Consider the following 24,755-nt stretch of genomic DNA (forward strand, 5'->3'; position numbering starts at 1 on the left):
TACCGGTGTGGAAAGGAGAAAGGGCTATTTCAACAGCGCCGCCCACTGCGTGACCCACGGATTAGAGACGCTTTCCGGCTCCGGGTCTTCCGAGGCATCAATCATCAACATCTCGCCAATGCGCTGCGCGCCCTGCTCCTGCAACAGCGCGTCGAATCGCTTGCCGCCGCCGCAGAAGTTCGCATAGGTGCTATCGCCGAGGGCGATAATGCCGTAACGCAAATGAGGCTGGTACATATCCTGGAGATCGTTAAACAACGGCACGATACTGTCAGGCAGATCGCCCTGGCCGGTCGTCGACGTGACGACCAGCGCATATTTCCCGGTGTAGCTTTCCCAATCCGCGACCGTCGGATCTTCAAAGACCGCCGCCTGATGGCCCAGCCCTTCGAGAATCGTCTGCGCTTCTTCCGCCACCAACAGCGAATTGCCGTACATGGTGCCGACAAAAATCCCTACTTCAGCCATGATTTAACTCCCTGTTTACTTCTGGATAGCTTCATCCTGACCGCAGTCGGCAACAAACTCAACCCTTTCATTATCGGGGAGAAGCCCGCGCCAGCCGAAATGTGATAAAGCCTGCATCCAGACCTCGTCCAGCCCGGCGCGAAGGGTCAGCGGCTCGCCGGTGAACGGGTGCGTCAACGACAGCTGGCTGGCGTGCAGCATCAGGCGGTGACAGCCGAAGTGTTCAGCGGCGCTGCGATTCTGGCGCAGATCGCCGTGCTTGCTGTCGCCAATGATCGGGTGACGCAGGTGCGCCAGGTGGCGGCGTAGCTGATGCTTACGGCCGGTCTGCGGGTCCAGCTCGACCAGCCCATAGCGGGTCGTTGGGTAGCGGCCGGTCGCGACCGGCATTTCCACCGTTGCCATACCGCGATAGTGCGTCACCGCAGGCTGCGGGTCTTTATTCTCGCGGGCAAACTTATCGGCGATTTTATCCAGCTCTTCTACCAGCGGGTAGTCCAGCGTCGCCTCATCGGTCAGCCAGCCGCGCACGATAGCGTGATAGCGCTTGCGAATTTGGTGCTGCTCAAACTGCTGGGACAGCAAACGCCCGGCTTCGCTGGAGAGCCCCATCAGCAATACGCCGGAGGTTGGGCGATCGAGGCGATGGGCGGTAAAGACGTGCTGGCCAATCTGGTCGCGTACCGTCTGCATCACCACCACCTTCTCGTCGCGATCGAGCCAGCTACGGTGCACCAGCCAGCCGGACGGTTTATTGACCGCCACCAGCCATTCATCCTGGTAGATAATTTCCAGCATCAGTGAGGGTCACTCGTAAAGAAGGCATCCAGCTGTTCAAGCGGCGGCAGAATGATGGCGCGCAGCGGGTGCGCGGCGTCAAGCGCCATCTCGTAGTAAGGCGCGATGGCGAAATCTTTTGGCAGCGGCATTCCGCTGTCCAGCAGCTGATGCATACGTGGAATCAACACCCATTGCAGCCACTCAAGCGGCTCCAGGGTATCCATGCAGAACGGCTGGTCGCTGGCAAAGGCGCTTTCGTGCGGCGCATCATCCTGCCAGTGCTGATGCTGGCGAAGCAGCGTTTCAATAAGCAGGAGTTGGTCGCGAAGGCTATCGTGGCGTGTCATGGAAAACCTCTGAGGAAACAAAATCGCGCGCAGGATACCACTAGTTGGTGGGAAACAAAAAAAGGGAGCACTGTAAAAACAGTGCTCCCGGTTCGTTTCGCAGCAATCCAGCTACTTTTAGTGCTCCCTGCTCATCCGTGACAACTTTTCCTGTGGTCTCCTGACCAGTTCATCCTTAAACGGTTGCTTCCTGCATCACACCACCCCGATGCGATTTCACCCAATCCTTGAGTGTGTCCCGATCTTCCTGATCCACCAGATATCCTGTCTGGCTCTCATTCTCCGTCCTGGAGGTGTCCTTTAACGCGCTCCTGCGCTATCCTCTTGCTTCTTCCTGAAGCCTTTCCTTGAATCACCTTCCCGGTGTGTCCTATGAAGCGTCATCATCCTGATGTTCACTTCATTGTGCGACTCCCTGTCGACGTAGATAGAATCCGCTATTTCCCTTCGTCTTACAAGCGTCTTACAGGCAAATCCTTAAGGCTTACAGACGTAAAAATTGCCTGACAAAATTAATAACATATTGAAATAAAAAGAATTACTAAAATGATGGGATAAGTGTCTTACTGATATTCTGGCGATCTCTCACAGAGCGTGTAAGAGATCTCTCACAAAGGGATGGGTACATTTTCCTACAGAATTGGCTCAAGTTGAGTCAGAAAGCTCGCAAGAGAGGAGGCAAGAGGCAGGCGATTGCGCGTTCCGAGCGTCTCTTTAACCACTTCACCGGTCACGTTGCAGACGGAAATCACGTCGAGCTCGCTGTCCAGCGTGGCAATAAATAGCGTCGGCGAAAGCTTCAGGCGCTTTTGCGTGACCAGGTGACCAATCAGGTTTTCCTGCACGCGCCGAAAGTCTTCGGGGCTCCACACCTGCAGCAGCATCAGGGGTTCCCCCATGAAAAGCGCTTGCATATCACCCGCATACTGAGTGGTATAATATGTGTGAATGGGTTGTTGTACCACAATATCCATAGCCCGTTCAACGCCATTTACATTCTGCTCGCCGTCAAACGCCTGCGGCTGCCAGTACACCGCCTCGCCGGTGGTAGACACCTGACACGGTGAGGGAATACCGTACAGCTCTTCGCTGCGCGGCAGGCTGCCATAGGTGCGCTGCCAGGCATCGCAATAGCGTTGGGTAAATGCGTGTAATGCGTCTGCGGTCTGCTGATCCACGAATTTCTCTCTTCAGGTTAGCCAGGGTACACTTAAAACCATAGTGTACCTGCTTTATAACGGTGAAACATGTCTTCTTATGATAACCATCAGGCGCTTGCCGGCCTGACGCTCGGTAAAACCACAGATTACCGTGATACCTACGACGCCAGCCTGCTGCAGGGCGTCCCGCGTAGCCTGAACCGCGATCCGCTGGGGCTGCATGCCGATTCCCTGCCGTTTCACGGCGCGGACATCTGGACGTTGTACGAACTCTCCTGGCTCAATGCCAAAGGCTTGCCGCAGGTGGCCGTCGGCCACGTTGAGCTCAGCCATGAGACGGAGAATCTGGTCGAATCGAAAAGCTTTAAACTCTATTTGAACAGTTTTAACCAAACGCGTTTTGCCTGCTGGCAGGACGTGCAGGAAACGCTGGAGCGCGATCTGAGCGCCTGCGCGCAGGGTAAAGTCACCGTAGCCCTGTACCGCCTCGACGAAATCGAAGGTCAGCCTATCGCCCATTTCCACGGCAGCTGCATTGACGATCAGGATATTGAGATTGATAGCTACCAGTTCAACGCCGACTACCTCGACGGCGCCGCCGGTGAAAAGGTGGTGGAAGAAACGCTGGTCAGCCATCTGCTGAAATCAAACTGTCTGATTACCCATCAGCCAGACTGGGGCTCGGTGCAAATTCAGTATCGTGGCCCCAAAATCGACCGCGAAAAGCTGCTGCGCTATCTGGTCTCTTTCCGTCACCATAATGAATTCCACGAGCAGTGCGTCGAGCGTATCTTCAACGATATTCTCCGCTTCTGCGCGCCGGAAAGCCTGAGCGTTTATGCCCGCTACACCCGTCGCGGCGGGCTGGATATCAACCCATGGCGCTCAAATGCGGAATTCGTGCCGGCTATTGGCCGCCTGGTACGTCAGTAACGTGAACAATGTCTCAATGTGTTGCACATTGTTCCGCATCTAAGGTTGTCGTTCCCGCGCCAGCAAGGCTATTGTAATCACTAAGGAAGACGATTTTCGTCCCGTTAAGGAGTTCACTTGATTACACATATTAGCCCGCTTGGCGCAATGGATATGTTGTCGCAGCTGGAAGTCGACATGCTTAAACGCACGGCCAGCACCGACCTGTATCAATTGTTTCGCAACTGCTCATTGGCCGTACTGAACTCAGGCAGCCTGACCGATAACAGTAAAGAACTGCTGTCCCGCTTCGAAAGCTTTGACATCAACGTACTGCGCCGCGAACGCGGCGTGAAGCTGGAGCTTATTAATCCGCCGGAAGAGGCGTTCGTTGACGGGCGTATTATCCGCTCGCTGCAGGCCAACCTGTTTGCGGTGCTGCGCGATATTCTGTTCGTCTACGGGCAGATCCATAACACCGTGCGTTTCCCGAATCTGGATCTGGAAAGCTCAACCCATATTACCAACCTGGTGTTCTCCATCCTGCGTAACGCGCGTGCGCTGCACGTCGGCGAAGCGCCAAGCATGGTGGTGTGCTGGGGCGGCCACTCTATCAATGAAAACGAGTACCTGTACGCGCGCCGCGTAGGTAACCAGCTTGGCCTGCGCGAGCTGAACATCTGCACCGGCTGTGGGCCAGGCGCGATGGAAGCGCCGATGAAAGGCGCCGCGGTCGGCCATGCGCAGCAGCGCTACAAAGAAGGCCGCTTTATCGGTATGACCGAACCGTCCATCATTGCCGCCGAGCCGCCTAACCCGCTGGTTAACGAGCTGATCATCATGCCCGATATCGAAAAACGCCTTGAGGCGTTTGTCCGTATCGCCCACGGCATCATTATCTTCCCGGGCGGCGTGGGAACGGCGGAAGAGCTGCTGTATCTGCTGGGTATTCTGATGAACCCGGCAAACAAAGACCAGGTGCTGCCGCTGATCCTGACCGGCCCGAAAGAGAGCGCTGACTACTTCCGCGTGCTCGACGAGTTCGTCGTGCATACGCTGGGTGAAGGCGCGCGTCGCCACTATAAGATCATCATCGACGATGAAGTCGAAGTGGCGCGTCAGATGAAAAAAGCGATGCCGCTGGTCAAAGAAAACCGCCGCGACACCGGCGATGCCTACAGCTTCAACTGGTCAATGCGCATTGCGCCCGATCTACAGATGCCGTTTGAGCCGTCGCACGAGAATATGGCTAACCTCAAGCTCTATCCGGACCAGCCGGTGGAAGTGCTGGCCGCCGACCTGCGCCGCGCCTTCTCTGGCATCGTTGCCGGAAACGTGAAGGAGGTGGGCATTCGGGCAATTGAAGAGTTCGGGCCGTACAAAATTCATGGCGATAAAGAAATGATGCGCCGTATGGACGAACTGCTACAGGGTTTTGTGGCGCAGCACCGTATGAAGCTTCCCGGCTCTGCCTATATTCCTTGCTACGAAATCTGCGCCTGACCGTCAGCCACAGCGCATTTCACTTCTCACCGGCGGATTTTCCGCCGGTTTTTTTTTCGCTAAAACATCGCTAAAACTGTGTTACAGCTCTCATGCCAATCGTTTGCGTGCAAATGCCAACCGCATTTTATTAGCAATAATTATGATTGGGCGCTAAAAAACGCCATTTTCATCATTTTTATCAGCAAAAACATCGTATTTACCCCTCTCCCCATTTACCACACATACTGCCAATGCTAGCCTTCGCGCCCATAAATATCCGCTTAAAGAGTTATCACAGGAAAATTACCTGCCATATCCCGCACTAAAAGTGGATTATTACATTTGAGATCATGATCACTGATACATTCACCAGTTAAATGTACATTTGCGCTCGTCAAAACGGCGTTGGGTAAAAATCACAAAAACACCGACACTTATAAAATTTAATATTACTTTTATCTTTTTTTTCACTTTATTTGACTAAAAAATTAGCATTTTTCCTTCCTCCAGGAGATACAGATGGAAAACACTCAAACCAGCACTATCGTCACAGCAGAATCTGCTAGCGGATGGCGCAAAACAGATACAATGTGGATGCTGGGTCTTTACGGCACCGCAATCGGTGCAGGCGTACTGTTCCTGCCAATCAACGCCGGCGTAGGCGGTATGATTCCGCTGATCATCATGGCAATCCTCGCCTTCCCAATGACCTTCTTCGCACACCGCGGCCTGACCCGCTTCGTGCTCTCCGGTAAAAATCCGGGTGAAGACATTACGGAAGTGGTTGAAGAACACTTCGGTGTCGGCGCAGGTAAACTGATTACCCTGCTCTACTTCTTCGCCATCTACCCTATCCTGCTGGTTTACAGTGTGGCCATTACCAACACCGTAGAAAGCTTCCTGGCACACCAGCTGCACATCACGCCGCCGCCGCGCGCTATCCTGTCGCTGATTCTGATCGTCGGTATGATGACTATCGTTCGCTTCGGTGAGCAGATGATCGTTAAAGCGATGAGCATCCTGGTGTTCCCGTTCGTTGCGGCACTGATGGTGCTGGCTCTGTACCTGATTCCTCAGTGGAGCGGTGCGGCGCTGGAAACTCTGTCCTTTAGCAGCGCAGCTTCAACCGGTAACGGTCTGTGGATGACCCTGTGGCTGGCGATTCCGGTCATGGTGTTCTCCTTCAACCACTCACCGATCATCTCCTCCTTCGCGGTAGCGAAGCGTGAAGAGTACGGCCAGGGCGCAGAGAAAAAATGCTCCTCTATCCTGGCACGTGCCCACATCATGATGGTGCTGACCGTAATGTTCTTCGTCTTCAGCTGCGTACTGAGCCTGTCCCCGGCAGACCTGGCAGCGGCGAAAGATCAAAACATCTCCATCCTGTCTTACCTGGCGAACCACTTTAACGCTCCGGTTATCGCCTGGATGGCGCCGATTATCGCGATTATCGCTATCACCAAATCTTTCCTGGGCCACTATCTGGGCGCACGTGAAGGTTTCAACGGGATGGTTATCAAGTCTCTGCGTAGCAAAGGCAAATCCATCGAAATCAACAAACTGAACAAAATCACTGCGCTGTTCATGCTGGTTACCACCTGGATCGTGGCAACCCTGAACCCGAGCATCCTGGGTATGATTGAAACCCTGGGCGGCCCAATCATCGCGATGATTCTGTTCCTGATGCCGATGTATGCGATTCAGAAAGTACCGGCAATGCGTAAATATAGCGGTCACATCAGCAACGTCTTCGTTGTCCTGATGGGTCTGATTGCTATCTCCGCCATTTCCTACTCTCTGTTTAGTTAATCCCCCTGCGCCGCCTCTCGGGGCGGCGCACCTCGATACACAATGGACGCCTCATGATTAGCGTATTCGATATTTTCAAAATCGGCATTGGTCCTTCCAGCTCGCACACCGTCGGGCCAATGAAAGCAGGCAAACAATTCACGGACGACTTGATTGCGCGTGGGATCCTGACTGATATCACTCGCGTGGTCGTCGATGTTTACGGTTCACTTTCTCTGACCGGTAAAGGTCACCATACGGATATCGCCATTATTATGGGTCTGGCAGGAAATCTGCCGGATACGGTTGATATCGACGCCATTCCGGCGTTTATTCAGGACGTGAATACTCACGGCCGACTGATGCTGGCTAACGGCCAACACGAAGTGGAGTTCCCGGTTGACCAGTGCATGAACTTCCATGCGGACAATCTCTCTCTGCACGAAAACGGCATGCGCATTACCGCACTGGCGGGCGACAAAGCCGTGTACAGCAAAACCTACTACTCCATCGGCGGCGGTTTTATCGTCGACGAAGAACACTTTGGCCAGCAGTCCGAAGCGCCGGTCGCGGTGCCATACCCGTACAGCAGCGCCGCCGACCTGCAGCGTCACTGCAGCGAAACCGGCCTGTCGCTGTCCGGCCTGATGATGCAGAACGAACTCGCGCTGCACAGCAAAGAAGAGCTGGAAAAGCACTTCGCCGACGTCTGGGCAGTGATGAAGGGCGGCATCGAGCACGGCACCACCACCGAAGGCGTTCTGCCGGGTAAACTGCGCGTTCCGCGCCGCGCCGCCGCGCTGCGCCGCATGCTGGTCAGCCAGGATAAAATCAGCAGCGACCCGATGGCGGTGGTTGACTGGATTAACATGTTCGCGCTGGCGGTCAACGAAGAGAACGCTGCCGGTGGCCGCGTGGTCACCGCACCAACTAACGGCGCCTGCGGGATTGTCCCGGCGGTTCTGGCCTACTACGACAAGTTTATCCGCGAAGTGAATGCTAACTCGCTGGCACGCTATATGCTGGTTGCCAGCGCCATTGGTTCACTTTACAAGATGAATGCGTCCATCTCTGGTGCCGAAGTCGGCTGCCAGGGCGAAGTCGGCGTCGCCTGCTCCATGGCGGCCGCGGGTCTGGCCGAACTTCTGGGTGCCAGCCCGGCCCAGGTGTGCATTGCTGCGGAAATCGGCATGGAACACAACCTTGGCCTGACCTGTGACCCGGTAGCCGGTCAGGTACAGGTGCCGTGCATTGAGCGTAACGCCATTGCATCGGTGAAAGCGGTCAACGCCGCGCGTATGGCTCTGCGCCGTACCAGCGAGCCGCGCGTGTGCCTCGATAAAGTGATCGAGACCATGTACGAAACCGGCAAAGACATGAACGCGAAATACCGTGAAACTTCTCGCGGTGGCCTGGCAATGAAAGTGGTTGCCTGCGACTAACGTTTGTTCGCCACAGAGGCCTCGTTTTGCGAGGCCTCTTCCCGTTTTACCCCCCACCAATAGCCTCTCCTGCCCTTGAATGTTACCCTTAGCGCCCTGTCTGTTAGGGAGAACGCCCGTGGCCGTCCATTTGCTTATCGTTGACGCACTCAACTTAATTCGCCGTATTCATGCCGTTCAGGGTTCGCCCTGCGTCACGACCTGTCAGCACGCGCTGGACCAGCTGATTGCGCACAGCCAGCCCACTCATGCGGTGGCGGTATTTGACGATGAGGCCCGCAGCAGCGGCTGGCGGCACCAGCGCCTGCCGGATTACAAAGCCGGGCGCCCGCCAATGCCGGAAGATCTCCACGCCGAGATGCCCGCCCTGCGTGCCGCCTTTGAGCTGCGCGGCGTGCGCTGCTGGGAGTCGAGCGGCAACGAAGCCGACGATTTAGCGGCAACGCTGGCGGTTAAGGTCGCCGGTTCAGGGCATCAGGCCACTATCGTGTCGACCGATAAAGGCTACTGTCAGCTGCTCTCCCCGACGCTGCGCATCCGCGATTATTTCCAGAAGCGCTGGCTGGATGTCCCGTTTATCGAAAAGGAGTTTGGCGTCCAGCCGCAGCAGCTACCGGACTATTGGGGATTAGCCGGTATTAGCAGTTCGAAAGTCCAGGGCGTCGCCGGTATTGGTCCGAAAAGCGCCACGCAGCTGTTGACGCAGTTCCCTACCCTGGAGGCGCTGTATGCGCATCTCGATGAAGTGCCAGAGAAGTGGCGTAAGAAGTTGGTAGAGCACCAGGAAATGGCGTTTTTATGCCGCGATATCGCGCGGCTACACACGGATTTGCACATTGATGGCAATTTGCAGCAGCTGCGGCTGGCGCGTTAGTGGCGTTGCCGGATGACGGCGTGAACGCCTTATCCGGCCTACAGGATGGTGTAGCATGTAGGCCGGATAAGCGCAGCATCATCCGGCAAAATCACCATGCCGCCTGATACAACCCGACGATATCCGCAATACTCGCCTCGCGGGGGTTCCCTCCCGTACAGACATCGTCAAAGGCGGCTTGCGCCAGCGCCGGAATATCCTCTTTACGCACGCCAACATCGCGTAAATACAGCGGGATCCCAACATCGCGGTTAAGCGCAAATACCGCATCAACGGCAGCATTACGCGCCTGCGCCAGGTTCAGCGATTCAACCTTCTCCCCCATCGCTCGCGCAATATCACGAAACTTCTCGCCGGTATGCTCGGCGTTAAAGCGCATGACATGCGGGAGCAAAATAGCATTGGCCACACCGTGCGGCGTGTTGTAGAAAGCCCCCAGCGGATGAGCCATCCCGTGAACCAGCCCCAGACCCACGTTGGAAAACCCCATTCCGGCTACGTACTGCCCCAGCGCCATCGTTTCCCCGGCGCTGCGTTCACCGGCAACAGAGCCCCGCAGCGCGCCCGCAATCATCTCGATGGCTTTAATATGCAGTGCATCGGTTAACGCCCACGCGCCGCGGGTGATATACCCCTCAATGGCATGCGTCAACGCATCAACGCCGGTTGCTGCCTTCAGCGCTGGCGGCATGCCGTCCATCATATCGGCATCAATAAACGCAACCTGCGGAATATCGTGCGGATCGACACAGACAAATTTCCGCCGTTTCTCCTCATCGGTGATGACGTAGTTAATGGTCACTTCCGCCGCCGTGCCTGCCGTCGTTGGAATGGCCATCACCGGAACGCTGGGCTGACGCGTTGGTGACAATCCTTCAAGGCTGCGAACATCCGCAAACTCCGGGTTATTGCTGATGATACCGATGGCTTTACAGGTGTCCTGAGGTGAGCCCCCGCCAATCGCAACCAGATAATCAGCCCCACTCTGTTCAAAGGCCTTCAGCCCCTCCTTTACGACGCGGATCGTCGGGTTAGGGATCACGCCATCGTATATTTCCCACGCCAGCCCCGCTGCCGTCATTTTGCCCGTCACATTTGCCACCACGCCGCATTCCACCAGCGTTTTGTCAGTGACAATCAATGCCTTATGATAGCCGCGACGCGCCACCTCATCGGTTAACGCCGCTACCGCGCCACGACCAAACCAGGCCGTTTCGTTCAAAATCATTCTGTTTGCCATTGCCCTTCTCCTGTTCGCGCGCCACGATCACTCTTCAATACGCAAGCCATAGGTTTTGAATTTTTCCAGCACAATGGCGATGGCTTCATCATCCAGCACCGGCACCGGATCGGTAATAGCCAGCGTGCTGAGGTAAAGCTGAGCCAGAACCTCAACCTCATGGGCCAGCCACAGCGCTTTTTCCAGATTCTCTTCGCAGGCGATCAGGCCATGATGCTGCAATAGCGTCGCTTTGCGATTTTTAAGCGCAACGGCCACATACTCGGACAGTTCACGCGTGCCAAACGTGGCATACGGCGCACAGGGAATAGAATTCCCCCCGGCAGCCGCAATCATGTAATGGATGGCCGGGATAGGACGGTTGAGGATAGAAACGGCGGTACAGTGCACCGCATGGTTATGGACCACCGCATGGGCATCCGGGCGCGTCTGATAGGCGGCCATATGAAAACGCCATTCGCTGGAGGGCAGTTTTCCCTGTTCATGCTGACCGTTGGCATCAATGTAAACAATGTGCGACTCGGTCAATTTTTCATAGGGAATTCCCGTTGGCGTAATCAGCATACCGCCCTGATAGCGGACGCTAACGTTGCCAGCCGTACCCTGATTCAACCCCAGGCGAGTCATTTCCAGGCAGGTATCAATAATCTGCCGTGCCAGTTTATTTCGTTCCATTTATTACCTCTCTTGATGATTCAAACCACCAACAGAACAATCATATTTATTCTGTTGCACTAACCGTGAATTTGTTCACCATCATCATATTGAAAAGCACCAATGGAATTTTCATGGCTTTATTTTGTGACCCCCATCAATTAACACAGTTAAAACCAGTCATTATTGATATAACATCAGCCATGTGAAATGACCGCAATTAATAATATTTATCAAAACGGGCATTTTATTTTCCCCGAAGTCAATAAATGCCCGTTTTTTGCGTAATAAAATAAATCGGGCATCCGCCCTGTGGTTTTTAAGATTTATTTTCTCAAACGGGCATTACTTTTAACAAATTAAAGTGACAACTATCACATAAAGACAGTGCATTATCATTAAATGTGACCATCATCATATTAAACAACCTTTTTTACTCGAAAATGAATTCATGAGTTCACTCCTGGCAACCGTTTTATACCGGCGAGCAAAAAGAACTCTTCAGTTTTTACGGTCTGATAAGCAAGAACGACCACACTCTGACGCTTCTGAACCAATGAGGATGTTATGGGAAACACAACAATACAAACGCAGAGTTTTCGTGCGGCTGATGCCGGACAAACTCAGCGCTACATTATTCCATTCGCTCTGCTTTGCTCACTCTTTTTTCTTTGGGCTGTCGCTAACAATCTGAATGACATTTTATTACCCCAGTTTCAGCAAGCCTTTACCCTAACCAATTTTCAAGCGGGGCTAATCCAATCCGCGTTCTATTTTGGCTATTTCGTCATTCCAATCCCGGCAGGGATACTGATGAAAAAACTGAGTTATAAAGCAGGTATTATTACCGGATTGTTCTTATATGCTTTCGGTGCCGCTTTATTCTGGCCTGCTGCTGAAATCATGAACTATACCTTATTCCTGATCGGCCTGTTTATTATTGCCGCTGGATTAGGTTGTCTTGAAACTGCGGCCAATCCATTTGTTACGGTATTAGGCCCGGAAAGCTGCGGTCATTTTCGCCTTAACCTGGCGCAAACATTTAACTCTTTCGGTGCCATTATTGCCGTTGTGTTTGGGCAAAGTCTTATTTTGTCTAACGTGCCACATCAATCTCAGGATGTGCTCGATAAAATGTCGCCCGAGCAGTTGAGCACCTACAAACACAGCCTGGTGTTATCCGTACAAACGCCTTACATGATCATCGTGGCCATTGTGTTACTGGTCGCCCTGCTGATCATGTTGACAAAATTTCCGGCCCTGCAGAGTGACGATCATACCGATACCACGCAGAGTTCATTCTCGGCCTCCCTTTCCCGTCTGGTACGCATTCGCCACTGGCGCTGGGCGGTGTTGGCGCAGTTCTGCTACGTCGGGGCACAAACCGCCTGCTGGAGCTATTTGATTCGTTACGCTATTGAAGAAATCCCCGGTATGACGCCCGGTTTCGCCGCCAACTACCTGACCGGCACCATGGTGTGCTTCTTTATCGGCCGCTTTACCGGCACCTGGCTTATCAGCCGCATCGCGCCACACAAAGTCCTGGCAGCCTATGCTCTGCTGGCGATGGTGCTGTGCCTGATATCCGCATTCAGCGGCGGTCATATTGGCCTGCTGGCGCTGACGCTGTGTAGCGCATTCATGTCCATTCAGTACCCAACCATCTTCTCTCTCGGGATCAAGAATCTGGGCCAGGACACAAAATACGGCTCGTCATTCATCGTCATGACCATTATTGGCGGCGGTATCGTCACCCCGGTCATGGGCTTCGTCAGCGATGCCGCAGGCAATATTCCGACAGCAGAGCTGGTTCCAGCGGTGTGCTTTGCCGTCATCTTTATCTTCGCTCGTTTCCGTTCACAAATGGCAACGCGCTGAGCATCTTTCCGAATAACGTGAGGAATCTGTCATGAAAAAAATCAGCTTACCGAAAATTGGTATCCGCCCAGTGATTGATGGTCGTCGCATGGGAGTGCGCGAGTCGCTGGAAGAACAAACCATGAATATGGCCCGCGCCACCGCCGCGCTGCTGACGGAAAAACTCCGCCACGCCTGCGGCGCGCAAATTGAATGCGTGATTGCCGACAGCTGCATTGCCGGAATGGCTGAATCAGCCGCCTGCGAAGAAAAATTCAGTAGCCAGAACGTGGGCGTCACCATTACCGTCACGCCGTGCTGGTGCTACGGCAGTGAAACCATCGATATGGACCCGATGCGTCCGAAGGCCATCTGGGGCTTTAACGGCACCGAACGCCCGGGGGCCGTTTATCTCGCCGCGGCGCTGGCCGCACACAGCCAGAAAGGCATTCCCGCCTTCTCCATTTACGGCCACGACGTGCAGGACGCCGACGATACGTCCATTCCTGCGGATGTCGAAGAAAAGCTGCTGCGCTTTACCCGCGCGGGCTTAGCGGTGGCCACCCTGAAAGGCAAAAGCTACCTCTCCGTCGGTGGCGTATCGATGGGGATTGCGGGTTCCATCGTCGACCATAACTTCTTCGAGTCCTGGCTGGGGATGAAAGTCCAGGCGGTCGACATGACCGAACTGCGTCGTCGCATTGATCAGAAAATTTATGATGAAACCGAGCTGGAAATGGCGCTGGCCTGGGCGGATAAAAACTTCCGCTATGGCGAAGATCAGAATGCCCAACAGTACAAGCGCAACGAAGAGCAAAGCCGCGCGGTGCTTAAAGAAAGTCTGCTGATGGCCATGTGCATCCGCGACATGATGCAGGGTAATGAAAAGCTGGCTGAAAAAGGGCTGGTCGAGGAGTCGCTCGGCTATAACGCCATTGCGGCGGGCTTCCAGGGGCAGCGCCACTGGACCGATCAATACCCGAACGGCGATACCGCCGAAGCGCTGCTCAACAGTTCCTTTGACTGGAACGGGGTGCGTGAACCCTTTGTTGTCGCCACCGAAAACGACAGCCTGAACGGCGTTGCGATGCTGATGGGGCATCAGCTAACCGGCACCGCTCAGGTGTTCGCCGACGTCCGTACCTACTGGTCCCCTGAGGCCGTAGAACGCGTGACCGGGCAAGCGCTTAGCGGGCTGGCCGAACACGGTATCATCCACCTGATTAACTCCGGCTCTGCGGCGCTGGACGGTTCGTGTAAACAGCGCGGCAGCGACGGAAAACCGACGATGAAGCCACACTGGGAAATCAGCCAACAGGAGGCCGATGCTTGCCTGGCCGCCACCGAGTGGTGCCCGGCGATCCACGAATATTTCCGTGGCGGCGGATTCTCTTCCCGTTTCCTGACCGAAGGCGGCGTACCGTTTACCATGACCCGCGTGAATATCATTAAAGGCCTTGGCCCGGTACTGCAAATCGCCGAAGGCTGGAGCGTCGAGCTGCCAAAAGAGATGCACGACCAGCTTGATGCACGCACCAACTCCACCTGGCCAACCACCTGGTTTGCCCCACGGTTAACCGGCAAGGGGCCATTTACCGATGTCTATTCCGTGATGGCTAACTGGGGCGCAAACCACGGCGTACTCACCATCGGTCACGTCGGTGCCGACTTTATTACCCTTGCATCCATGCTGCGTATTCCGGTCTGTATGCATAACGTGGAAGAGTCGGCTATCTATCGCCCTTCCTCCTGGGCCGCGCACGGCATGGACAGCGAAGGCCAGGATTATCGTGCCTGCCAGAACTACGGCCCGCTGTATAAACGTTAATGCGGCTTTGCCCGGTGGCGCAAGCTTACCGGGCCTGCGGGTGTGTGAGCCGTAGGCCGGATAAGCGCAGCGCCATCCGGCGACGTTTATGGAGTTATATATGAAACAAGACGTTATCCTGGTCCTCGACTGCGGTGCTACCAACGTCCGGGTGATTGCCGTCAACCGGCAGGGGAAAATTGTCGCCCGTGCCGCCACCGCAAACGCCAGCGAGATCGCCGTCGAGAATAGCGCCTGGCACCAGTGGTCGCTTGAGGCTATTTTGCAACGCTTTGCGGACTGCAGCCGAAAGCTGACGGCTGAGCTCTCATCCTGCCAGATTCGGGGAGTGACGGTGACGACCTTCGGCGTGGACGGTGCGCTGGTTGATGAACACGGTAAGCTGCTCTACCCGGTTATCAGTTGGAAATGCCCACGAACCGCAGCCGTCATGGAAAATATCAGCCGTTTAATACCCGAGCAGCGGCTTCAGGCCATCTCAGGCGTCGGCGCGTTTGCGTTCAACACGCTCTATAAAATGGTGTGGATAAAAGAGAATCATCCGCAGCTTCTTGAACAGGCGCACGCCTGGCTGTTTATTTCATCGTTGATAAATCATCGCCTGACGGGCGAGTTCACCACCGATATCACCATGGCGGGTACCAGCCAGATGCTGGATATCCACCAGCGAGATTTCAGTGCAGACATTATCCAGGCCACCGGCCTGCCGCGTCGTCTGTTCCCACGGCTGGTTGAAGCGGGAGAGTACATTGGCACGCTGCAATCCGATGCCGCAAACTTGCTCGGTCTTCCCGCCGGTATTCCGGTTATCTCTGCCGGCCACGACACCCAGTTTGCCCTCTTTGGTGCAGGTGCCGGCCAGGATGAACCGGTCCTCTCGTCCGGTACGTGGGAGATCCTGATGGTGCGTAGCGCCAGGGTTGATACGCCGCTGCTGAGCCACTACGCCGGCTCAACCTGCGAGCTCGATAGCCTGCCAGGGCTGTATAACCCCGGGATGCAGTGGCTGGCGTCGGGCGTACTGGAGTGGGTACGCAAACTGCTGTGGACGGAAGAGACGCCGTGGCAAACGCTGATTGAGGCCGCTCGCCTCGTTCCCGCGGGAGCAGAAGGGGTAAAAATGCACTGCGACCTCCTCGCCTGCCAGAACGCAGGCTGGCAGGGTGTCACCCTCAACACCACGCGCGGCCATTTTTACCGCGCAGCACTTGAGGGGCTAACCGAACAGCTGGCCCTGAACCTTCGGACGCTGGAAAAAATTGGTCATTTCAACGCCACTGAACTGCTGCTGGTCGGCGGTGGCAGCCGCAATGCGCTATGGAACCAGATCAAAGCCAATATGCTCGACATCCCTATCAAGGTGCTCGACGACGCAGAAACCACGGTGGCGGGCGCTGCAATGTTCGGCTGGTTCGGCGTCGGCGAATTTACCAGCCCCGAGCAGGCACGAGCGCAGGTGCACTATCAATACCGCTACTTCTATCCGCAAACTGAACCCGAACTTATTGACGGAGTGTGAGATGCTAAAAACGATTTCCCCTTTAATCTCGCCCGAACTGCTGAAAGTGCTGGCTGAAATGGGCCACGGCGATGAAATTATTTTTTCTGATGCCCATTTCCCCGCCCACAGCATGGGGCCACAGGTTATTCGTGCCGATGGGCTGAAGGTCAGCGACCTGCTGCAGGCTATTATTCCGCTGTTCGAACTCGACAGTTACGCGCCGCCGCTGGTGATGATGGCAGCGGTCGAGGGGGATGCGCTCGATCCCGCCGTCGAGACTCGCTATCGCGAGGCGCTATCCTGCCCGTCCCCTTGCCCGGAGATCAGCCGTATTGACCGCTATGCGTTTTATGAACGTGCGCAAAAAGCCTTTGCGATCGTTATCACAGGTGAGCGCGCTAAGTACGGGAATATTCTTTTAAAAAAAGGAGTAACGCCGTAATCTCTTGCCGGTGCGCCCGCCCAATGCGGGCGCGTATCGAATGATGGGGTGAGAAAAGATGAAAGCGGCACGCCAGCAAGCGATAGTAGATCTGTTAATTCAGCATCAAAGCCTGACGACGGAAGCGTTATCCGCTCAGCTTAACGTCAGCAAAGAGACTATTCGCCGCGATCTCAGCGAGCTCCAGGCGCAGGGCAAAGTGCTGCGCAATCACGGTCGCGCCAAATACCTCCACCGGGAAAACCAGGACAGCGGCGATCCTTTCCATATGCGCCTGAAGAGCCACTTCGCGCACAAAGCCGATATTGCCAGAGAGGCACTCAGCTGGATCGAGGCAGGCATGGTGATCGCACTGGACGCCAGCTCCACCTGTTGGTATCTGGCGCGGCAGCTTCCCGATATTGATATTCAGGTCTTTACCAACAGCCAGCCGATTTGTCTGGAGCTGGGCAAGCGCGAACAGATTCAGCTTATTAGCTCCGGCGGTAAGCTTGAGCGTAAGTACGGCTGCTACGTTAACCCTTCGCTTATTTCACAATTAAAGCCATTGGAAATCGACCTGTTTATCTTTTCCTGCGAAGGGATAGACGGCCACGGCGCGCTGTGGGATTCCAACGCCATCAACGCCGACTTTAAGTCCACGCTGCTCAAGCGCGCGTCACAGTCTTTACTGTTGATTGATAAGAGTAAATTTAATCGCTCGGGGGAAGCGCGGATTGGGCATCTGGATGACGTGACGCATATTGTGTCTGACGAAGTAGGCCTGATAAGCGCAGCGCCATCAGGCAATTCGCCATAACTTCACGGTATCGCTGCGCTTGTTATTGCCGGATGGCGGCTTCGCCTTATCCGGCCTACCTTATTAACGTTCGTCGCGACGCCCGCCAACCGCAGCCCACAGGCGGCGCACGTGGACGGTCACTTCTTCACGGTCATGGTACAGCTGTCGCGCCTGAATCTGCGCATTAATGCCGTGTTCGTCCAGTTTGGCCTGGATGTGCGCCAGGTTCTGCGACAGCTCCTCATAGCGCTTTTTCATCGGCAGCTTCAGGTTGAAGATGGTCTCGCGGCACCAGCCGTTGACCAGCCATTCAGCCATCAGCGCGGCGACTTTCGCCGGCTTCTCTACCATGTCGCACACCATCCACGAGATGTTGTTGCGCGTCGGGCGGTAGCGGAAGCCATCTTCACGCAGCCAGGTCACCTGGCCGGTGTCCATCAGGCTTTGCGCCATCGGGCCGTTATCCACGGAGGAGACCCACATGTTGCGCTTCACCAGTTGATAGGTCCAACCGCCAGGGCAGGCACCCAGATCGACCGCGTACATGCCGTTTGCCAGACGTTCATCCCACTCATCGGCCGGGATAAAGACGTGGAACGCCTCTTCCAGCTTCAGGGTTGAGCGGCTTGGCGCATCGGCCGGGAACTTCAGGCGTGGAATGCCCATGTAGAACGGCGAGTTATTATTGCTATAGGAGTACCCGGTATAGCAGCAGCCCGGCGCGATAAAGAACACGTGCACCACCGGACGCTTAGTGGTTTCGTACGGCGCCAGCACGTTAGCTTCGCGTAGCGCAGCACGCAGCGGCACGGTGAATTTACGGCAGAACTTCATCAGCTCTTTGCTTTCGTTGGTGTCTGCCACTTCCACGCGCAGATCGCCACCTTTCTCCACCACGCCTTGCAGCATGCCGACAACCGGCGTTACGCGGTCTTCGGCAGGTAAATCTTTCAGCAGTTCGCCAACCACAATCATCTGGCGGGCAAACACCAGCGAGCTAAACGGCAGCTCTCGCGCCAGCTTGTCGGCGTCCCCTTCCTGATAACATTCGAAAATCACATAGCCGGAGTTATCTTTGACGCGCGCAAAGCCATATACCTCGCGGCGACCGGCTTTATCGGTAATTTCCGCAGCACACTCTTTCTCAAACCCAGGGCGGCAATACAGCACAACCTTATTCATGAACAACACCCTTACGCTTAAGTCGAATAGCACCAATTAACATCAAAACCCAGCCGGCAAGGAAGCTGACGCCGCCGACCGGGGTAACAAACGCCCACAGGCGTAAATGCGAGAGCGCAAGGCAGTACAGGCTGCCGCTGAACAGCACGGTTCCCAGCGCCAGGAACACGCTGCTCCAGTAGAACCAGATACTGATCCGACGCTGCATGGCAACCGCCAGACCAAAGATGGCCAGCGTGTGAAACGCCTGGTATTCCAGACCGGTCTGGATCCACCCCATTTCAACAACGCCGAGTGATTTACTCAGCACATGTGCGCCAAACGCGCCCAGTGCCACAAAGATGAAGCCGCTGATGGCGGCAAAAATCAGCATAAAACGGCTGGTCATGATGGTCTTACCCTAAATTCATTTATTGTTCGTAACGGAAACGAAAAGTTTCTTGCTCATGGGCCGCTTTCGCCAGAATCCACTGACGAAAGGCCGCTATTTTACCCAGTTCTGCCTGACTGTCATGACAAACCAGATAAAAAGCGTTCTTACTGACCAGAACATCATTAAACGGGCACACCAGACGGCCTGCCTCTATCTCTGACTGCGCCATGACGTTATTGGCCAGCGCAATCCCCTGTCCGTGGATAGCAGCCTGAAGCACCATGGCGCTGTGGCTGAAGATCGGTCCCTGTTGTACGTTAATATGGGTGAGCCCCAGCTGGCGCGTATACGTTTGCCAGTCGCGGCGGGAGGCGTCGTGCAGCAGCGTGTGCTTGGCCAGGTCGGCAGGCGTTTTTAACGCCTTTTCGCCGGTGAGCAGCAAAGGGGAACAAACCGGGAGCAGATACTCAGCGTACAGTTTTTCTACCCGCAGCCCCGGCCAGTTGCCGCGACCGTAAAAAATTGCCACGTCGACATCGTCCGCCAGCTTGTCTTCCTGACGGTCTACCGCCTGGATTCTGACGTCGATTCCCGGATAAGCTGAGTTAAAGCTTGAAAGGCGCGGCACCAGCCATTGAATGGCGAAACTGGGCAATAAACTCACGGTTAACGCCCCTTTAGCGCTTCGTGCCTGTAGTTTACGCGTTGCCTCTGTTAATTGCGAAAAGATCTCTTTGATATCCTGAAAATAGCTCTGCCCCTCTTCGGTCAACAGCAGTGAGCGATTGCGGCGGCGAAACAGTTTCAGCCCCAGAAAATCCTCGAGAGACTTGATTTGGTGGCTTACTGCGGCCTGCGTCACAAAAAGCTCATCGGCCGCGCGGGTGAAGCTTAAATGACGCGCGGCTGCATCAAATACACGTAATGCATTAAGAGGTGGCAAACGCTTTGACATGGTCCCAGAACCCAATTGTTAATTGAATTTAACAAATAGGAAACAACAGTTAACCTATTAGTTTTTTTTATCTGAGCCATTATAATTTGTCCGTTGAGCTTCTACCAGCAAATACCTATCATGGCGGCACTTCCTGAGCCGGAACGAGAAGCTTTTTTCGGAATGCGTGTTCTGAAGGGCTTTTGGCTTACGGTTGTGATGTTGTGTTGTTGTGTTTGCAATTGGTCTGCAATTCAGATCACGGTAGCAAAGCTACCCTTTTTCACTTCCTGTACATTTACCCTGTCTGTCCATAGTGATTAATGTAGCACCGCCTGATTGCGGTGCTTTTTTTTGCCCGGACGATCGCCCCTTATTTCTCCAGTGCGACCATCTCTTTCACTTCGCTGTGATTAATCTGCTGTTTCACACCGTTCGCATCTTTATACGAAATCAAACCGGTATCATTATCCGTCTGCGGTTTCCCTTCAGACACGATGCTTCGACCATCATTGGTGTGTATCACGTAGTTCGGCCCAGCGCAGGCGCTCAGCGCGAAAGTCAGCATACAGGCAGAGATAATGGCGGCAGTCTTTTTCATTTTTTCTCCTTACAGCGACTTATGCTATTCAATATTAGATTAACAACAGGGATTAATTTTTCCCCAACACTAAACAGCATAAGACACTGACGCGGCTGCGTATGCAGTTCCGGATAATTCCGACGATGAGCACAAGCCTTGTATCAACGCGCATTTTGCGCGACGATCTCCTTATTGATATGAGGAATTCCATGAACGCCTTCTCCCCAGCACAGTTTCGCTCCCAGTTTCCCGCCCTGCATGATGCCGGGGTGTACCTTGATAGCGCCGCCACCGCGTTAAAGCCACTGGCGGTGATCGAGGCGACACATCATTTTTATTCGCTCAGCGCGGGTAACGTGCACCGCAGCCAGTTTGCCGAAGCCCAGCGCTTAACCGCGCGCTATGAGGCCGCTCGCGAGCAGGTAGCCCGCTGGCTGAACGCCCCGAGCGGCAAAGACATTGTCTGGACGCGCGGCACCACCGAGGCCATCAATATGGTGGCCCAGTGCTACGCCCGCCCGCGTCTGCAGCCGGGCGATGAGATTATTGTGAGCGTGGCCGAGCACCACGCTAACCTGGTGCCATGGCTGATGGTTGCCGAGCAGACCGGCGCAAAGATTGTGCAGCTGCCTCTCGGCACCGATCGTCTGCCGGATGTCGAGCAACTGACGACGCTCATCACCCCGCGCAGCCGCATTCTGGCGCTGGGGCAAATGTCGAACGTGACCGGTGGCTGTCCGAATTTATCGCGCGCCATTGCCCTCGCCCATCGGGCAGGCATGGTGGTGATGGTGGACGGAGCCCAGGGGGCGGTGCACTTCCCCGCCGACGTTCAGGCGCTGGATATCGACTTCTACGCTTTTTCCGGCCATAAGCTCTACGGGCCCACCGGCATCGGCGTGCTATACGGTAAAAGCGAACTGCTGAATGCCATGAACCCATGGCTCGGCGGCGGCAAAATGATTAGCGAAGTGACCTTCGACGGTTTCACCACTCAGCCGGTGCCTTATCGTCTGGAGGCCGGTACGCCAAACGTTGCCGGAGTGATTGGTCTCAGCGCGGCGCTGGAGTGGCTGTCCGATATCGACATGGTACAGGCCGAATCCTGGAGCCGGGGTCTGGCGACGCTTGCGGAGGAAGAACTGGCAAAACGCCCGGGCTTCCGCGCTTTCCGCTGCCAGGACTCCAGCCTGCTGGCCTTTGATTTTGCTGGCGTTCACCACAGCGATATGGTGACGCTGCTGGCCGAATACGGCATCGCCCTGCGCGCCGGTCAGCACTGCGCTCAACCGCTGCTGGCGGCGCTGGGCGTGAGCGGTACGCTGCGCGCCTCGTTTGCCCCTTACAATACGCAGGACGACGTACAGGCGCTGGTCAGCGCCGTCGACCGTGCGCTCGAACTTCTGGTGGACTAATGACGACGTCTTCACTCGCCGGGCACCCGTTCGGCACCACCGTAACCCCAGATACGTTACGAAAACAGTTTGCGGCGCTTTCGCAGTGGGAAGAGAAATACCGCCAACTGATCCTATTAGGAAAACAGCTTCCAGCGCTGTCGGAAGATCTAAAAGCGCAAGCGCGCGAGATCCCCGGCTGCGAAAACCGCGTCTGGCTGGGTTATACCCAAGCGCCAGACGGCACGCTGCACTTCTTTGGCGATAGCGAAGGAAGGATTGTACGTGGGCTGCTGGCGGTGCTGCTGACGGCGGCAGAAGGCAAACAGCCAGCGGAGATTCTGGCAGACGATCCGCTCAACCTGTTTGATGAACTGGGGCTACGTGGTCAACTGAGCGCCTCTCGCTCTCAGGGCCTGATGGCCCTGAGCGAGGCCATGATAGAAGCCGCGCGTCAGACGCTAGCCTGACGCTCCGCTTTCGCCAGCATCTTTTTCAGCGCATGGGACACCGCGACAAAACCAAAGGTTGCGGTCACCATGGTCGCCGCGCCAAAGCCCGAGGCGCAGTCCATGCGTTTAGGGCCCTCAGCGGTGCTTTTCATGGCACACACTGACCCGTCAGACTGCGGGTAGACCAGCGCTTCGGTGGAAAACACGCAGTCCACACCCAGCTTACCTTTGCTGTTCTTCACCACGCCAAATTCGCTTTTCAGCCGCTCACGCAGCTTGGCCGCCAGCGGGTCCTGAATGGTTTTCGCCAGATCGCTGACCTGAATCTGCGTCGGGTCGATTTGCCCGCCCGCCCCGCCGGTTGTGATCAGCGGCACTTTATAGCGACGGCAGTAAGCAATCAGCGCCGCCTTCGGCCGCACGCTGTCGATGGCATCGACCACGTAGCTGTAGCCCGCGCCCATGTATTCCGCCACATTATCCGGGGTGACAAAATCGTCTACGACACTCACGCGGCACTCGGGATTAATCAGCCGGATACGCTCCGCCATGACCTCAGCTTTTGCCAGCCCAACGTTGCCGCCAAGGGCGTGGATCTGACGGTTAGTGTTGGTAACGCACACGTCATCCATGTCGATAAGCGTGATCGCACCGATGCCGGTACGCGCCAGCGCTTCCGCCGCCCAGCTGCCTACGCCGCCAATACCGACCACGCACACATGCGCGTCAGCAAAGACCTGTAGCGCTTTTTCACCGTACAAACGTGCCGTGCCGCCAAAACGCTGGCGCCAGGCGTCACTGATAACCACAGACATAAAACCTCAAATTCATAAATTTCGCGCGATATTACCGCCTGATGGCGGCTACGCCTTATCAGGCCTACTCAATCATGTAGGCCGGATAAGCGAAGCGCCATCCGGCACTAGCCGCTAAACACATTCCCGCCGTTAGACGCTGTCTTCAGCACCCACACGCGTCCGTAGTGATTATACCAGCCTGCGCGATGCCCGGCATCCGGGCCGATGCCCTGGTAGATATCGAAGTGCTGGCCTTTAATCGCGCCGCCGACGTCCAGCGCCACCATCAGACGCAGCTCATACTGGCCGTTAAACTTGCCGTTGTTATCCAGTTGCGGAACTTCAGCCAGCAGCGTCGTGCCCGGCGGAATCACGTTGCGGTCGGCGGCGACCGACGCTCGGCCCACCAGCGGTACGGCGCTGGCGCCTTTTACCGGCGCAAAGGACTGCGGTTTAAAGAAGACGAACGACGGGTTTTGCTCCAGCAGCTCGCGCACTTCCGCTTCGCTGTGGGTTTCACCCCAATGGCGAATCGCCTGCATCGACATGTCTTCGCGCTTCACTTCGCCGCGGTCGATCAGCACTTTGCCAATGCTTTTATATGCCCAGCCGTTTTTCCCTGCGTAGCTAAAGAAGTTCAGCGGCGAGCCGTCGCCGAAATCAATATAGCCGCTGCCCTGTACGTCCATGATGAAGTTATCCATCAGCGAGTTGCTGTAGGCAAGAATGTAGTCATCACTCAGCTGTCCGGCGTAAATGCCGGCGCGGGAAGGCAGCTTACCGCGCTTAGGCGGCATGCGGTAAATCGGGTACTGGAATTCGCCCTGTCGCGTATGGCGCGCCTCAACCACCGGCGTGTAGTAACCGGTAAACTGGACGTTACCGTAGTTATCTGTCCCTTCCATCTGCCAGGCATCAAGACCGTACTGGCGCAGGGTGCGGGTATCGCCGCCGGCGAGCAGCCACTGCTGCACGGCGCTATAAACGTTGCTCTGGTTGCCGTAAAGGCGCGGAGAGGCGTTTCGGATATGGCCGACCTGCTGCGCAAAGTCGCCGGCATTAATCGGCGCGCCCACGGCATCAGGCTGGTTGACTAAAGAGAAAGGCTGGGTGAATTTCCCGTCTTTATACTGTTGACCGCGATCGGTCGGTTTTGACGAACAGGCGGCCAGCATTGCCAGCATTGCGCCCGTTGCCACATATTTAACCCAACGTCCTTTCATGGTGTCTTGTATTCCGCATAATCGTAAGTGCCCGCTGAAGATAACAAACCGCCAGGGGTATTGAAATGCGATCGCGCATGCTTGTCATAATTACGTACAAAAAACAGGCAAATTGTGTCGTATACGTACAAGTCATAAAAAAATGAGTGATTTATCTCAAAAATGGGTTGCAACAAATGCTCAGCAGAGTATAGTGCGCATCCACGGACGCGGGGTGGAGCAGCCTGGTAGCTCGTCGGGCTCATAACCCGAAGGTCG

At 55.5% G+C, this 24,755-nt stretch carries 24 protein-coding genes; 12 read left to right on the forward strand and 12 right to left on the reverse strand.

Annotated features, from left to right (window positions below; translation table 11 throughout):
• Positions 1-24: 24 nt before the first annotated feature.
• The 4 genes from V6942_RS07475 to syd all read right to left on the reverse strand — a co-directional run bounded on the left by V6942_RS07475 (position 25) and on the right by syd (position 2,773).
• Positions 25-468 carry a flavodoxin gene (locus V6942_RS07475; protein ID WP_106926025.1) on the reverse strand — a complete coding sequence of 148 codons (444 nt, stop codon included), beginning with the start codon at positions 466-468 and terminating at the stop codon, positions 25-27.
• A gap of 15 nt (positions 469-483) precedes the next feature.
• On the reverse strand, positions 484-1,266 hold the full coding sequence (gene truC, locus V6942_RS07480) for a tRNA pseudouridine(65) synthase TruC (protein ID WP_106926023.1): 783 nt from the start codon (positions 1,264-1,266) through the stop codon (positions 484-486).
• On the reverse strand, positions 1,266-1,595 hold the full coding sequence (locus tag V6942_RS07485; protein ID WP_106926021.1) for a YqcC family protein: 330 nt from the start codon (positions 1,593-1,595) through the stop codon (positions 1,266-1,268). Before V6942_RS07485 ends, truC begins: the two co-directional genes overlap by 1 nt.
• Positions 1,596-2,227: 632 nt before the next feature.
• Positions 2,228-2,773: a SecY-interacting protein gene (gene syd, locus V6942_RS07490; protein ID WP_106926019.1), complete on the reverse strand. Its 546-nt coding sequence runs from the start codon at positions 2,771-2,773 to the stop codon at positions 2,228-2,230.
• 69 nt (positions 2,774-2,842) lie between these two features.
• Here syd and queF point away from each other — a divergent pair, with 69 nt between their 5' ends.
• From queF to xni, 5 genes are all read left to right on the forward strand, one after another.
• Positions 2,843-3,688 (forward strand): NADPH-dependent 7-cyano-7-deazaguanine reductase QueF, encoded by an 846-nt coding sequence (queF, locus tag V6942_RS07495; RefSeq protein WP_106926017.1) that lies wholly within the window; start codon positions 2,843-2,845, stop codon positions 3,686-3,688.
• Between the two features lie 117 nt (positions 3,689-3,805).
• Positions 3,806-5,170 (forward strand): nucleotide 5'-monophosphate nucleosidase PpnN, encoded by a 1,365-nt coding sequence (ppnN, locus tag V6942_RS07500; protein ID WP_106926014.1) that lies wholly within the window; start codon positions 3,806-3,808, stop codon positions 5,168-5,170.
• Between the two features lie 501 nt (positions 5,171-5,671).
• Positions 5,672-6,961: an HAAAP family serine/threonine permease gene (locus V6942_RS07505; RefSeq protein ID WP_333501046.1), complete on the forward strand. Its 1,290-nt coding sequence runs from the start codon at positions 5,672-5,674 to the stop codon at positions 6,959-6,961.
• Positions 6,962-7,014: 53 nt separating this feature from the next.
• Positions 7,015-8,382, forward strand: coding sequence for an L-serine ammonia-lyase (locus V6942_RS07510; protein WP_106926010.1), 1,368 nt, complete (start codon positions 7,015-7,017; stop codon positions 8,380-8,382).
• Positions 8,383-8,500: 118 nt separating this feature from the next.
• Positions 8,501-9,256: a flap endonuclease Xni gene (gene xni, locus V6942_RS07515; RefSeq protein ID WP_333501047.1), complete on the forward strand. Its 756-nt coding sequence runs from the start codon at positions 8,501-8,503 to the stop codon at positions 9,254-9,256.
• Positions 9,257-9,347: 91 nt separating this feature from the next.
• Here xni and fucO read toward each other — a convergent pair whose 3' ends face one another.
• Together fucO and fucA are read right to left on the reverse strand one after the other, a co-directional pair.
• On the reverse strand, positions 9,348-10,496 hold the full coding sequence (gene fucO, locus V6942_RS07520) for a lactaldehyde reductase (protein ID WP_333501048.1): 1,149 nt from the start codon (positions 10,494-10,496) through the stop codon (positions 9,348-9,350).
• A gap of 27 nt (positions 10,497-10,523) precedes the next feature.
• On the reverse strand, positions 10,524-11,171 hold the full coding sequence (fucA, locus tag V6942_RS07525) for an L-fuculose-phosphate aldolase (RefSeq protein ID WP_106926004.1): 648 nt from the start codon (positions 11,169-11,171) through the stop codon (positions 10,524-10,526).
• 546 nt (positions 11,172-11,717) lie between these two features.
• Here fucA and fucP point away from each other — a divergent pair.
• The 5 genes from fucP (at position 11,718) to fucR (ending at position 17,577) form a co-directional block, all read left to right on the forward strand.
• On the forward strand, positions 11,718-13,028 hold the full coding sequence (gene fucP, locus V6942_RS07530) for an L-fucose:H+ symporter permease (RefSeq protein WP_333501049.1): 1,311 nt from the start codon (positions 11,718-11,720) through the stop codon (positions 13,026-13,028).
• Positions 13,029-13,059: 31 nt separating this feature from the next.
• Positions 13,060-14,835: an L-fucose isomerase gene (fucI, locus tag V6942_RS07535; protein WP_182930102.1), complete on the forward strand. Its 1,776-nt coding sequence runs from the start codon at positions 13,060-13,062 to the stop codon at positions 14,833-14,835.
• A gap of 100 nt (positions 14,836-14,935) precedes the next feature.
• Complete coding sequence (fucK, locus tag V6942_RS07540) at positions 14,936-16,354, forward strand: L-fuculokinase (RefSeq protein ID WP_182967152.1); 1,419 nt, start codon at positions 14,936-14,938, stop codon at positions 16,352-16,354.
• A 1-nt stretch (position 16,355) separates the two neighbouring features.
• A complete protein-coding gene (fucU, locus tag V6942_RS07545; protein ID WP_106925996.1) occupies positions 16,356-16,778 on the forward strand; it encodes an L-fucose mutarotase in 423 nt (140 codons plus the stop codon).
• Positions 16,779-16,836: 58 nt separating this feature from the next.
• Positions 16,837-17,577: an L-fucose operon activator gene (gene fucR, locus V6942_RS07550; RefSeq protein WP_106925994.1), complete on the forward strand. Its 741-nt coding sequence runs from the start codon at positions 16,837-16,839 to the stop codon at positions 17,575-17,577.
• A gap of 63 nt (positions 17,578-17,640) precedes the next feature.
• Here fucR and rlmM read toward each other — a convergent pair whose 3' ends face one another.
• From rlmM to V6942_RS07570, 4 genes are all read right to left on the reverse strand, one after another.
• Positions 17,641-18,741 (reverse strand): 23S rRNA (cytidine(2498)-2'-O)-methyltransferase RlmM, encoded by a 1,101-nt coding sequence (gene rlmM, locus V6942_RS07555; RefSeq protein ID WP_106925992.1) that lies wholly within the window; start codon positions 18,739-18,741, stop codon positions 17,641-17,643.
• Positions 18,734-19,129: a DUF423 domain-containing protein gene (locus V6942_RS07560; RefSeq protein ID WP_049850475.1), complete on the reverse strand. Its 396-nt coding sequence runs from the start codon at positions 19,127-19,129 to the stop codon at positions 18,734-18,736. Before V6942_RS07560 ends, rlmM begins: the two co-directional genes overlap by 8 nt.
• Before the next feature lie 22 nt (positions 19,130-19,151).
• Positions 19,152-20,069 carry a glycine cleavage system transcriptional regulator GcvA gene (gene gcvA, locus V6942_RS07565; RefSeq protein ID WP_106925990.1) on the reverse strand — a complete coding sequence of 306 codons (918 nt, stop codon included), beginning with the start codon at positions 20,067-20,069 and terminating at the stop codon, positions 19,152-19,154.
• A 352-nt stretch (positions 20,070-20,421) separates the two neighbouring features.
• A complete protein-coding gene (locus V6942_RS07570; protein WP_106925988.1) occupies positions 20,422-20,649 on the reverse strand; it encodes a YgdI/YgdR family lipoprotein in 228 nt (75 codons plus the stop codon).
• 191 nt (positions 20,650-20,840) lie between these two features.
• On the opposite strand from V6942_RS07570, the gene csdA reads away from it, so the two are divergent.
• Together csdA and csdE are read left to right on the forward strand one after the other, a co-directional pair.
• Positions 20,841-22,046 (forward strand): cysteine desulfurase CsdA, encoded by a 1,206-nt coding sequence (gene csdA, locus V6942_RS07575; RefSeq protein WP_182967148.1) that lies wholly within the window; start codon positions 20,841-20,843, stop codon positions 22,044-22,046.
• Positions 22,046-22,495, forward strand: a complete 450-nt coding sequence (gene csdE / locus V6942_RS07580; protein ID WP_182930100.1) for a cysteine desulfurase sulfur acceptor subunit CsdE — start codon at positions 22,046-22,048, stop codon at positions 22,493-22,495. The genes csdA and csdE overlap by 1 nt, the downstream gene beginning before the upstream one ends.
• Here the strand turns inward: csdE and tcdA are convergent.
• Both tcdA and mltA read right to left on the reverse strand, forming a co-directional pair.
• On the reverse strand, positions 22,480-23,292 hold the full coding sequence (gene tcdA / locus V6942_RS07585; RefSeq protein WP_106925982.1) for a tRNA cyclic N6-threonylcarbamoyladenosine(37) synthase TcdA: 813 nt from the start codon (positions 23,290-23,292) through the stop codon (positions 22,480-22,482). The two genes, csdE and tcdA, sit on opposite strands and share 16 nt — an antisense overlap.
• A 107-nt stretch (positions 23,293-23,399) precedes the next feature.
• Positions 23,400-24,497, reverse strand: a complete 1,098-nt coding sequence (gene mltA, locus V6942_RS07590) for a murein transglycosylase A (RefSeq protein WP_106925980.1) — start codon at positions 24,495-24,497, stop codon at positions 23,400-23,402.
• Positions 24,498-24,755: the final 258 nt, after the last annotated feature.

This window comes from Kluyvera genomosp. 2 (assembly GCF_036759865.1).
Taxonomy (GTDB): Bacteria; Pseudomonadota; Gammaproteobacteria; order Enterobacterales; family Enterobacteriaceae; genus Kluyvera; species Kluyvera ascorbata_B.

Excerpts from the sequence above, each read along its gene's own strand:
- truC (WP_106926023.1), bottom strand. The coding sequence starts at position 1,266 with ATGCTGGAAATTATCTACCAGGATGAATGGCTGGTGGCGGTCAATAAA.
- fucK (WP_182967152.1), top strand. The coding sequence starts at position 14,936 with ATGAAACAAGACGTTATCCTGGTCCTCGACTGCGGTGCTACCAACGTC.
- csdA (WP_182967148.1), top strand. The coding sequence starts at position 20,841 with ATGAACGCCTTCTCCCCAGCACAGTTTCGCTCCCAGTTTCCCGCCCTG.
- fucP (WP_333501049.1), top strand. The coding sequence starts at position 11,718 with ATGGGAAACACAACAATACAAACGCAGAGTTTTCGTGCGGCTGATGCC.
- V6942_RS07475 (WP_106926025.1), bottom strand. The coding sequence starts at position 468 with ATGGCTGAAGTAGGGATTTTTGTCGGCACCATGTACGGCAATTCGCTG.
- rlmM (WP_106925992.1), bottom strand. The coding sequence starts at position 18,741 with ATGAATAAGGTTGTGCTGTATTGCCGCCCTGGGTTTGAGAAAGAGTGT.
- csdE (WP_182930100.1), top strand. The coding sequence starts at position 22,046 with ATGACGACGTCTTCACTCGCCGGGCACCCGTTCGGCACCACCGTAACC.
- fucU (WP_106925996.1), top strand. The coding sequence starts at position 16,356 with ATGCTAAAAACGATTTCCCCTTTAATCTCGCCCGAACTGCTGAAAGTG.
- gcvA (WP_106925990.1), bottom strand. The coding sequence starts at position 20,069 with ATGTCAAAGCGTTTGCCACCTCTTAATGCATTACGTGTATTTGATGCA.
- fucR (WP_106925994.1), top strand. The coding sequence starts at position 16,837 with ATGAAAGCGGCACGCCAGCAAGCGATAGTAGATCTGTTAATTCAGCAT.
- mltA (WP_106925980.1), bottom strand. The coding sequence starts at position 24,497 with ATGAAAGGACGTTGGGTTAAATATGTGGCAACGGGCGCAATGCTGGCA.
- V6942_RS07560 (WP_049850475.1), bottom strand. The coding sequence starts at position 19,129 with ATGACCAGCCGTTTTATGCTGATTTTTGCCGCCATCAGCGGCTTCATC.
- V6942_RS07510 (WP_106926010.1), top strand. The coding sequence starts at position 7,015 with ATGATTAGCGTATTCGATATTTTCAAAATCGGCATTGGTCCTTCCAGC.
- V6942_RS07570 (WP_106925988.1), bottom strand. The coding sequence starts at position 20,649 with ATGAAAAAGACTGCCGCCATTATCTCTGCCTGTATGCTGACTTTCGCG.
- queF (WP_106926017.1), top strand. The coding sequence starts at position 2,843 with ATGTCTTCTTATGATAACCATCAGGCGCTTGCCGGCCTGACGCTCGGT.
- V6942_RS07485 (WP_106926021.1), bottom strand. The coding sequence starts at position 1,595 with ATGACACGCCACGATAGCCTTCGCGACCAACTCCTGCTTATTGAAACG.
- V6942_RS07505 (WP_333501046.1), top strand. The coding sequence starts at position 5,672 with ATGGAAAACACTCAAACCAGCACTATCGTCACAGCAGAATCTGCTAGC.
- fucA (WP_106926004.1), bottom strand. The coding sequence starts at position 11,171 with ATGGAACGAAATAAACTGGCACGGCAGATTATTGATACCTGCCTGGAA.
- fucI (WP_182930102.1), top strand. The coding sequence starts at position 13,060 with ATGAAAAAAATCAGCTTACCGAAAATTGGTATCCGCCCAGTGATTGAT.
- tcdA (WP_106925982.1), bottom strand. The coding sequence starts at position 23,292 with ATGTCTGTGGTTATCAGTGACGCCTGGCGCCAGCGTTTTGGCGGCACG.
- fucO (WP_333501048.1), bottom strand. The coding sequence starts at position 10,496 with ATGGCAAACAGAATGATTTTGAACGAAACGGCCTGGTTTGGTCGTGGC.